The organism is Gordonia sp. GN26, assembly GCF_054823965.1.
The window spans coordinates 1-11,172 of record NZ_JSYC01000081.1 but is presented as its reverse complement, the minus strand read 5'-3'; the positions used below and the strand labels follow the sequence as shown (position 1 = coordinate 11,172).

At 68.4% G+C, this 11,172-nt stretch carries 2 protein-coding genes; both read left to right on the top strand.

Translation table 11 applies throughout. The features are described from left to right. On the top strand, positions 1-9,244 hold a 9,244-nt coding region (locus OK17_RS16220), incomplete at its 5' end, for an amino acid adenylation domain-containing protein (protein WP_461418070.1). Between the two features lie 170 nt (positions 9,245-9,414). Further along, positions 9,415-11,172 (top strand): amino acid adenylation domain-containing protein (locus tag OK17_RS16215; protein ID WP_461418069.1); only part of this gene is annotated, 1,758 nt, incomplete at its 3' end.

Below are 11,172 nucleotides of genomic sequence, written 5' to 3'. Positions count from 1 at the left end.
GCCGCCGGTGAGTCGTGTCGAGTCTCGGCCGGACCGGCTGCCCCTGTCGCGTGCTCAGCGACGGATGTGGTTCCTCAACCAGTTCGACACGGGTTCGGGCACTTACAACATCCCGATGGCGCTGACGCTGTCCGGGGGCGTCGACGACACGTTGTTGTTCGACTCGGTGTGCGACGTCGTTGCACGTCATGAAGTACTGCGCACCGTGTATCCGTCCGTCGGTGCCGCTCCGGTGCAGGAAGTCCTGCCCGTCGCTGCGGCCCGGGAGCGGCTCGACTGGCACGAGGCCGATTCGATCGACGCTCTGATCCGTTCGACCACAGAAGGTTTCGACGTCAGCTCGCAGCTGCCGATCCGCGGACGTTTCCATCGCGACGAGGCCGGTCTGCACATCGCGATCACGGCGCATCACATCGCCATGGACGGCCAGTCCATCCCGGTGCTCGCCCGAGACCTGATGGCCGCCTACGCGGCACGGGCGGAGGGCAGCGAGACCGGTCTACCCGGCCTCGACGTCCAGTACGCCGACTACGCCCTGTGGCAGCAGGCCGTCCTCGGCGACGCCGCGGACGAGTCGAGCGTCCTCGGCGGGCAGTTGGCACACTGGCGCAGCTCTCTCGCCGGACTTCCCACGGTGACCGACCTGCCGATGGATCGGCCACGGCCGGCCGTGCTCAGCACGGCGGGCGCGACGGTCACCGTCGAGTTCGACGACGACCTCGCGGACGCCGTCGACACGCTCGCCCGCAGCAACTCCATGACCGCGTTCATGGTGACCGAGGCGGCCTTCGCGGCCACCGTGGCCCGACTCGCCTCGACCACCGACGTCGTGATCGGGACCCCGATCGCGGGCCGGAACGATGCCGCACTCGAAGACCTCATCGGGATGTTCGTCAACACCCTGCTGTTGCGTACGCAGGTAGATCCCGGCGACAGCGTCGGCGAGCTGCTCGGCAGTGTGCGCACGACGGTGCTCGACGCCTTCGCCAACGACCAGGTCCAGTTCGACGATCTGATCGAGACGCTGGCACCCGAACGTTCGTCGTCATATCAGCCGCTGGCGCAGATCGCGTTCACCTACACCGAAGCCGCGGAAGAGGAAACCGCCGGACTCGCGGCCGCCGGTATCGAAGCCAAGCCGGTCGGCCCGGCTACCGCCGACGCCAAGTTCGACCTGACCGTGGCGATCCGTGCACGAGGCGCCGGCGCACCGATGGCCGCGGACTTCATCTACGCCACCGATCTCTTCGACGAGTCCACCGTGGAGCGGTTCGCCGCGGTGTACCGGCGGGTCTTGACGGCTGTCGTCGAGAACCAGGACATCGCGGTCGGCGACATCGACATCGTGGGTGCCGAACGAGAGGAGCCGGCACGCGCGTCCGCCGCTCCGGTTCGCACACCCGGCGCGATGGTCGGCCGGGGCGGCGAGGTCGAGGAGGGGACGCTCATCGACGTCCTCGCCCAGTGCGACCTCGATCCCGACCACCCGGCGCTCATCTGCGACGGCACCGAGATGGACTACGACGAGTTCGAGACGCGCACCAACGCGATCGCACGGGCGTTGCTTGCTCGCGGGGTCTCGCCCGAAGACGTCGTCGCGGTCGGCATGGAGCGGTCGATCGGCTCGGTCCTCGCGACGTGGGGCGTCATCAAGAGCGGCGCGGCCTATGTCCCCGTCGACCCGGCCTACCCGGCCGACCGCATCGCCTACATGCTCGACGACTCAGGCGCGACCGTCGGCATCACCGATACGGACACCCGTGCTCGACTGGGCGAATCCTCCTGCGAATGGGTCGATCTCGCAGACCTCGAGGCTGAAGCCGAGTCCGGCGACGACATCACCCACACCGAGCGCAATGGATCGGTGCGGCTGACCAACCTGGCTTACCTGATCTACACGTCGGGTTCGACCGGTCGTCCGAAGGCCGTCGGTGTCTCGCACACCGGCATCGTCGACTTCGTCAACTCGCTCGCCAAGATCACCACGGGCACACCGGAAGACGAGCCTGATACCCGGATCCTGCACGTTGCATCGCCGAGCTTCGACGCGTCGATGTTCGAGATGGCCTGGGCCATCCCCGCGGGACACACCCTGGTGATCGCACCCCAGGCCGACTTCGCCGGCGACGCACTGGCGACGGTGCTGGAGCGCGACGAGGTCACCGACATGATCATCACGCCGTCGGTGTTGGCGACGGTCGATCCGGAACGCGCACAGTACGTGCGGAACCTGGCAACCGGTGGCGAGGCGTGTCCGCCGGAGCTGGTCGAGCGTTGGTCGGAGCGCGGCCGCCGCATCTTCAACTGCTACGGGCCCACCGAGGCGACGGTGTGGGCGACGCGGTCGCGTATGACGGCCGGCAAGCCGGTGACAATCGGAAAGCCGGTGGACGGCTTCACCGTTCGCGTCCTCGATGGACGGTTGCACGAGGTGCCGCAGGGCGTCGTGGGCGAACTGTATCTGTCGACCGCGGGCTTGGCGCGCGGCTACCTCGGCCGTCCTGGTCAGACAGCGGTCAGTTTCGTCGCCGATCCGTTCGGTGAGCCGGGTGCACGGATGTACGCGACCGGCGACCTGGTGCGGGTGGCCAAGGGTGGCAATCTCGAATTCGCCGGCCGCGCCGATCATCAGGTCAAGATCAACGGCCAGCGCGTGGAACTCGGCGAGATCGAGGCCGTGCTCGACGCCCAGCCGGGCGTCGCACAGTCGGTCGTCGTCGGCGTCGAGTCGACCCGAGGCGGACGCAAGCACACCGAGGTCGTCGCCTATCTGGTCGCGAAACCGGGTGCGACGATCGACAGCACCGCGGTCCTCGACGAGGCGGCTCAGCACCTGGCGGCGCACATGGTGCCCTCCCAGGCCATCGTCATCGATGAGATCCCACTGACCCCGGCGGGCAAGCTCGACCGCACCGCGCTGCCCGAACCGCATGCCCCCGAACCGGCCGAGTACGTCGCGCCCGCGAACCCCGCCGAGGAGAACCTCGCCCGGATCGTCGGCGGCCTGCTGGGCGACGAGCGGATCAGCGTCACCGAGTCGTTCTTCTCCCTCGGCGGCGACTCGATCATGTCGATCCAGCTGTCGTCGGCGGCGAAGGCGGCAGGTATCCATCTGTCGCCCCGAGAGATCTTCGAGCTGAAGACGATTCGCGCCATGGCAGCTGCCGCGGCGGCCTCGGGCGGACCGGTCGAGCTCATCGAAGAACTGCCGGGCGGCGGATTCGGCGACATGCCGCTCCCGCCGGTCACTTCATGGATGATCGAGCATTCCGAGCAGCCGTCCGACTTCGCCGACTTCTCGCAGTCGCTTGTGTTCAACGTGCCGAGTGCCGCTGCAGTGTCCGACCTGCAGACGGTCGTTGAGGCCGTGGCGGCCGCCCATCCGATGCTCACCGCAGTGCTTAGACGAGTCGGGGACGACTGGACCATGACCGCCGGCGGGGGCACGGTTCCGACCGTTCGGGAGATCGACACCGCGGGTCCGCTGGACCCGGCACTCGTCGACGCCCATCGGCAATTGCTCGGCGCACTCGATCCCGAAACCGGAACGCTATTCGGAACCGTCGTGGTAAACGGCGAGGGCCGCCGTCGTCTGGTCATCGCGATCCATCACCTCGGTGTCGATGCAGTCTCGTGGCCTGTCCTCGTCGAGGACCTCGTCACGGCATGGGCGCAGCTCACATCCGGGCGACCGATCGAACTCCGTCCCGAAGGGACGTCTGCGCGACGGATCGCGCACCTGCTCGCGAACCAGGTCGACGCGCGCACAGGCGAGATCGACTACTGGCGCCGGCAGCTACCGGCAACGCCGACATCGTTCGGTGACAACGCAGATCGCGCACTACACAGGTGGCGCGACGAGTCCTCGCTGATGTATGTGGTCGACGACGTGGCCGGGTCGATTCTGACCTCGGTTCCGCAGGCGTTCGGAAGCAGTGTCGACGACGTGCTCCTGGGCGCCCTGGCGCGAGCCGTCCGCGGCTGGCAACGCGCCAGCGGCATCACCGACGACGGACCCGTCACGGTCTCGACCGAGGGGCACGGCCGGGACGAGAGCATCGCCGGCGACGAAGGCGCCATCGATCTGTCCCGCACCGTCGGGTGGTTCACGAGCATCACGCCACTCGCGGTCGACGCCTCAAGCGATGTCGTCCACGCGGTGAAATCGGCCAAGGATGCGCGATTGTCACGTCCCGCAGGTGGTGTGGGATTCGGCATCCTCCGGTACAACTCGGACGGCGACATCGCCGACCGCCCGCTTCCGACAATCATGTACAACTACTTCGGCGGCGGCACGGCGCCTGCCACGGACACCGCTCCCGATGATTTCCTGCCAGTGTCCGATCGGCCGAACATGCCGAGCACCATCACCGGTGCGATGCGATCGCCGAGCATCTTCGGGATCAACATCAGTACGGCCGGTCGGGAAGCGAAACGGCTCGAAGCCAAGGTCACCTACGCCACCGATGTACTCGACGAGACGGCGGCGTCCGACATTGCCCGACGCTGGCATGACGAATTGCGCGCGATCGTCGAATTGGTCGACGGCGGCGCGGAAATCGGACTCAGTCGCGCCGACGTGCCCGGGGTCGACGTCACCCAGGACGATCTGGACCGGATCGCCGAGCTGTACCCAGGGGCCGACGTCTGGCCGATGACCCCACTGCAGCAGGGGCTCTTCTTCCAGGCAGACCTCGCTTCAACCGTCGCGGGCGATGTCGAGGCCATCGACGTCTACGTCACACAGACCGTGCTGTCGCTGGCCGGCGAGGTGGACTCGGGGCGGTTGCAGACCGCCCTCGCTCAGCTCCTCGCACGACAGCGGGTTCTCCGGTCGGGATTCGTCCGGGTGCCGAGCGGTGCTGCGGTCACGGTGGTGCCGGCAGAGGTGAGCGTTCCGTGGAGCGTGATCGACCTACGGGCGGAAGATCCTGACTCCCTCGACGGTCGCGTCGAGGCCGTGCTGGCGGCCGAGCAGGCCAAGCCGTTCGACATGGCCGAGCCCCCATTGATCCGCGCGGTGCTTGTCGAGCATCGAGAGGGCGCCGAGCTCGTGGTCACCAACCACCATCTGCTGATCGACGGGTGGTCGAGCCCTCTCGTGCTCGCCGATCTGTTGTCGCTCTATGCGACGGGAGAGACCTTCACCGGTGGGTTGCCGGGAGCGACCGGGCGCGATTTCGCCGAGCACGCGCGAGCGGTGGCCACCGCCGACGTCACCGCCGGGATCACCGCGTGGCGCGAGGTTCTCGCATCGGTGACCGAGCCGACCCTGGTCGCGCCGGGCCACGAACCCTCCGCCGATGCGCCGCCGCGTGACCACGAGTTCGCCCTCGACGTGGAAGTCACCGAGCGCCTCGAAGCACTCGCGCGGGACAACTCGACCACGATGGCCACGGTGGTCCAGCTCGCCTGGGCGGTTTTCCTCTCTCGACTCACCGGCACCAGGACGGTGACCTTCGCGGAGACAGTGTCCGGCCGTTCACCGGACATCGAGGGCATCGAATCAATGGTCGGCATGTTCATCAACACGATCCCTGCGGTCGTCGACGTCGACCCCGACGCCACTGTCCTCGACGTCCTGACCACCGTTCAGAACGACAAGGTGAAGGTCCTCGACCACCAGCAGATCGGCCTGCCGATGCTGGTCGCACAGACCGGGCTGCCGACGCTGTTCGACACGCTCGCGGTCTACGAGTCGTTCCCGGTGAACGTCGATTCGGTCGCCGGCATCGACGCATCGTCCGCGGGTGGCCTGAAGTTGGTCGGTGCCAAGACGTCGGATGCCACGCACTATCCGCTCAACCTCTCCGCGTCCCGTCGCGGTGCCGAACTCGCACTGAAGCTGAAGTACCTTCCGACGGCCTTCGCTCCGGAACAGGTCGCGGTCTTCGCCGACGTCGTGACCGGGCTGCTCGGGGCCATCGCCGACCACCCGGACGCGACATGTGCCGAGATTCCGCTCCTTCCTGCTGAAGCGGGCGTCGAACTCACCCCCGTGACCGGTGGGCCCGCGACGGACCCGGTGACGCTGCCCGAACTGTTCCGGGCCGCGGTGCGCCGCGCTCCGGACAACGTGGCCGTCGTCGACGGTGCCGGTGAGCGACTGACCTATCGGGAACTCGACGAGGCCTCGGATCGATTGGCCCGCTGGCTGATCGGTCGCGAGGTGGGACCCGAGCGGGCCGTCGCCCTCGCGATCGGCAGGTCGGCTCAACTGCTGACCGCGATCTGGGCGGTGGCGAAGACCGGTGGCGCCTACGTGCCCATCGACCCCGACTATCCGGCCGAGCGCGTCGCGTCGATGATCGAGGATTCGGGCGCAGTGCTCGGGTTGTCGGTCGTCGCGTCCGGCGACCTGCCGGCCCGGGAGTTCGACTGGGTACGACTGGACGACGACACGGTGGCTGCCGAGATCGCCGCCGCGCCCGCCGGACCGATCACCGAAGCCGAACGGCTCGGAGAGGTGACACCGGCGAACCTCGCCTACGTCATCTACACGTCCGGTTCGACCGGCCGTCCGAAGGGCGTAGCGGTCACCCACTCGGGGCTGGCGAACTTCGCCCGCCAGGAATCCGAACGCCTGAATGCCGGCGACAACCCGGTGGTTCTCGGGTTCGCCTCACCGAGCTTCGACGCGTCGGTGCTCGAGTACCTCCTGGCCACCGTCAACGCGGGCACCCTCGCATACCGGCCGTCGGAAGCTGTCGGCGGAGCAGCACTGGAACGGTTCATCGCCGAACACGGTGCGACGCACACGTTCCTGACGCCGTCGGTGCTCTCGACCATGGACCCGGCCGCGGTGCCGAGTCTTCGCGTCATCGCCGCCGGCGGCGAAGCAGTGCCGCAGCCGATCGTCGACCGATGGGCCGGGGCGACGGAGCTGCACAACCTGTACGGCCCGACCGAGACGACCATCGGCATCACGATCTCGGCGGCGATGCAGCCCGGCGAGCCGGTCCGACTCGGTGGCCCGATCGGCGGGGTGGACCTGATGGTCCTCGACAACCGGCTGCGGCCGGTGCCCGTTGGCATGCCGGGCGAGCTCTACGTGGCCGGGGGAGCGCTCTCCCGCGGCTACCTCGATCGGTCCGGACTCACCGCCGAACGGTTCACCGCCAACCCTTACGGCCAAGCCGGGCAACGGATGTACCGCACCGGCGACGTGGTCCGGTGGACACCGGACGCCGCTACCGGCGGCCTCACGCTCGAGTACACCGGCCGTTCCGACGACCAGGTGAAGCTCCGCGGTTTGCGCATCGAGCTTGGGGAGATCGAGGCCGTGCTCACCGAGCACGACGCCGTCGAATCCGCGGTGGTCCTCGGCGTCGGCGGATCGGTGACGACAGCGCTGGCCGCATACATCGTCCCGGCCGACGGAACCGTCGAGGTGTCCGAGCTGAAGGCCTTCGCAGGTAGGCGGTTGCCGGCGTACATGGTGCCGTCGTCGTTCAGCGTGATCGATGAGTTGCCCTTGACGCCGGTCGGCAAACTCGACAAGCGAGCCCTCCCGGAGCCGGTCCTCGAAGCGGGCGAGTACGTCGCGCCGGCCGCCGGCACGGAGACCGCAATTGCCGACGTGGTCGCCGCGGTCCTGAGTATTGACGCCGGTCGAGTCTCGGCGACGTCGAGCTTCTTCGAACTCGGCGGCGACTCGCTGTCCGCGGCGCGGCTCGCGGCGCGGCTGTCCGAGCAGCTCGGCGTGGCCGTCTCGGTTCGCGACGTCTTCGAGGCCGGTTCCGTTCGCGCCCTCGCCGAAACCATCGGCGGCTTCGAGACCGCCGCGCTGCCGCCGGTCACCGCGGTCGATCCGCGTCCGGATCGTGTTCCGTTGTCGTTCGCGCAGCAGCGGATCTGGTTCATCAACCAGTTGGAGCCGGAGGCCCCGACCTACAACATCTCGGTCGGCGTCCGCCTGTCCGGTCGCCTGGACGTGTCCGCACTCGAGGCGGCGGTGCACGACGTGGTGGCCCGTCACGAAGTCCTGCGGACGACCTTCCCGGACGTCGACGGAGAGCCATTCCAGCTGGTCCACGCCGCGGATTCGCCTGCAGCCGAGCCGGATTGGGCGATCGCCTCCGGCGAAGAGGATCTGGTGGCCGCCGCTGGTTCCGGATTCGACGTCGCTGCAGCACCGCCGTTCCGGGTGCGCTTGCTGAAGGTGCGCGACGACGAGCACATCCTGCTGGCCGTGCTGCATCATCTGGTCGGCGATGGCGAGTCGATGCGGCCGCTGATCGGCGATATCGTCAGCGCGTATCTCGCACGTGCGGCCGGCGACACTCCGCGGTTCGCGCCTCTGGACGTACAGTTCGCCGACTACGCGTTGTGGCAGCGGAATGCTCTCGGTTCGCCGGACGACCCCACGTCGGTGGTCGGTCGGCAGCTCGACTACTGGGAGCGGCAACTCGCCGGGGCGCCGGACGTCCTGCAGCTGCCGGCCGACCGCCCGCGACCGATGGTCGCCTCGCACCGGGGTGCGATGGCGACGGTGCCGCTGCCCGCCGAGGTGAGCGCGCGGGTCGACGAACTCGCCCGTCAGCGCGGGGTGACCCCGTTCATGGTTGTCCATGCGGCACTCGCGGTGCTGCTGTCGCGGTTGTCGGCAACCGATGACATCGCGGTCGCCACCCCGATCGCGGGCCGTGGACAGCAGGCTCTCGAACCGTTGGTGGGCATGTTCGTCAACACGCTGGTGTTGCGGACACCCGTCGCGCCGCGCGGCCGGTTCGCCGACCTCCTCGACGAGGTGCGTTCGGTCGACCTCGAGGCATTCGCGCACGCCGACGTGCCTTTCGAATCCATCGTCGAGCGTGTCCAGCCGGTCCGCACGCAGGCGTTCGCTCCCCTGGCACAGGTGATGGTGACGGTCGTCGACCAGACGGCAGCCGGCCCCTCGGACGGGCCCGCCGAGGCAGGCGAGCTCACGGTGACCCCAGTCGAGTCGCCGGTGGTGCCCGCGCAGTACGACCTGACGGTGACCGTCGGGATCAACCGGAGCGGCGACGGGGAGGTCCGGCTCGTCTACGCCACCGACCTCTTCGACACCCAGACCGCACAACGGTTGGCCGAGCGGTTCGTCGCGGTTCTCGACCATCTGACATCGCTGCCGAATGTTCTCGTGGCGGAGGCTCCGCTGATGACCCCTGCGGAGCAGGACGAGGTCCTCGGTTGGTCTCGAGGCGCGTCGGACGGCCCCGCGGAGGAGACCTTGCTCGAGTTCGTGACGGGTAACCTCCGATGAGGGACGGCGCCGAACACAGCTGGAAGCACCGAGACGCCCGCACAGGAGACCACGGCGGTGCACACACCGAAAACCACGAGGAGAGTCAGCGAAACGTGTCGGAGCTGATCAGGACTCACACTGCGACACAGGCCGCGTCGAACCCGGCTCTGGTTTTCGGCAGTCGCCGCGTGTCGCGAGACGAGTTCATCGCGCGGGTCGCTGACCTGGCGCGTGAGCTCATCGCGGCCGGGGTCGGACCTGAGGTCGCGGTGGGCGTCGAGATCGAGCGATCCGTCGAACTGCTGGTCGCCGTTCACGCGATCACCGAAGCCGGCGGGCACTACGTGCCTCTCGACGGGCAGCTGCCCGACGAACGTCTGCGCTACATGGTCACCACCTCTGGTGCACGGCTGGTCCTGGTCGCGGGGGAGTCCGACGCAGCGCGGAATCGCTACGAGGGATCGGCTACGGTCCGCGTCGTCGACTGCAACGGCCCCACACCCGAAGCGGCGCCGATCACCGCCGCGGACCGGCGCTCGCCCGTCCGCGGAGAGACCGCCGCGTACACGATCTTCACGTCTGGATCGACCGGTCGACCGAAGGGCGTCACGGTCTCGCACCGCTCGGTCGCGAGCCGGCTGCGCTGGATGCGTGACTGGTACTCGCTGACAGCCGGCGACGTGTTCGTCCAGAAGACCCCGATCACTTTCGACGTGTCGGTGTGGGAACTGTTCCTGCCCATCGGTCTCGGCGCCACCCTGGTCATCGCAGAGCCGGGTCGCCATGGAGACCCTGAGTACGTCGCCGACCTCATCGCGGCAGAATCGGTGACGGTCGTACATTTCGTCCCGTCGATGCTGTCGGCGTTCACCGAGGTACTCGGCGACCGGCTCGGAGAACTCACCGCCATCCGCACGCTGTTCACCTCGGGGGAGGCGCTCACCGCGGCGGTGGCCGAACCAGTGTTGGCGGCTTTGCCCGACCTCGAGATCCACAACCTCTACGGTCCGACCGAAGCGGCCATCGACGTCACCGCCCAGCCGGTCGTTCGCGGCGATCGGCACGTGCCCATCGGCGTCCCCGTCCCTCACACCCAGACCTACATCCTCGACTCGTCCCTGAACCCGGTTCCGGCCGGTGTCCCGGGTGAGCTGTATCTGGGCGGCGTCCAGGTCGCGCGCGGCTATGCGGCGCGATCGGACCTGACGTCCGAACGTTTCGTCGCCAACCCGTTCGGCGATCCCGGAACACGCCTCTATCGCACCGGCGATTTGGTTCGCTGGAATCGAAGCGGCGCCATCGAGTACCTCGGCCGTACCGACTTCCAGGTGAAACTACGCGGTCAGCGACTGGAGCTCGGCGAGGTCGAAGCGGCCATCGCAGCGGCCCCCGGCGTGGTGCACGCGGCCGCGTCGGTCGTGGATACCCCGGGTGGCCAGGTGCTCGCCGGGTACCTGTCGCCCGAAGACGTAGAACTCGACGCGGTCGTCCAGAGCGTCGCCGCGCGGTTACCCGAGTACATGCGGCCGGGGACGTGGGTCCGGTTGGCGTCGATGCCGCTGAACACGTCGGGGAAGGTGGACCGTCGTGCTCTGCCGGCGCCCGACCTCGGCGCCGCCGAGTACGTGGCGCCGGAGACCGCCGACGAGGAGACCGTCGCCAAGCTCTTCGCCGAACTGCTCGGTATCGATCGGGTCGGAGTCACCGATTCGTTCTTCGACCTCGGCGGCAGCTCGCTGTCGGCCACACGTATCGCGGCCCGGGTCTCCAACGAACTCGGGGTCGCCGTCTCGGTGCGTGACGTCTTCGACGCGCCCAGCGTGCGTGAACTCGTCGCCGCGGTCCGGGGTCGTGAATCCGCGCTGCCGCCGGTGCAGCGCATCGATCCGCGTCCCGAGCTCGTACCGCTGTCGTACGCGCAGCAGCGGATGTGGTTCATCAACCAG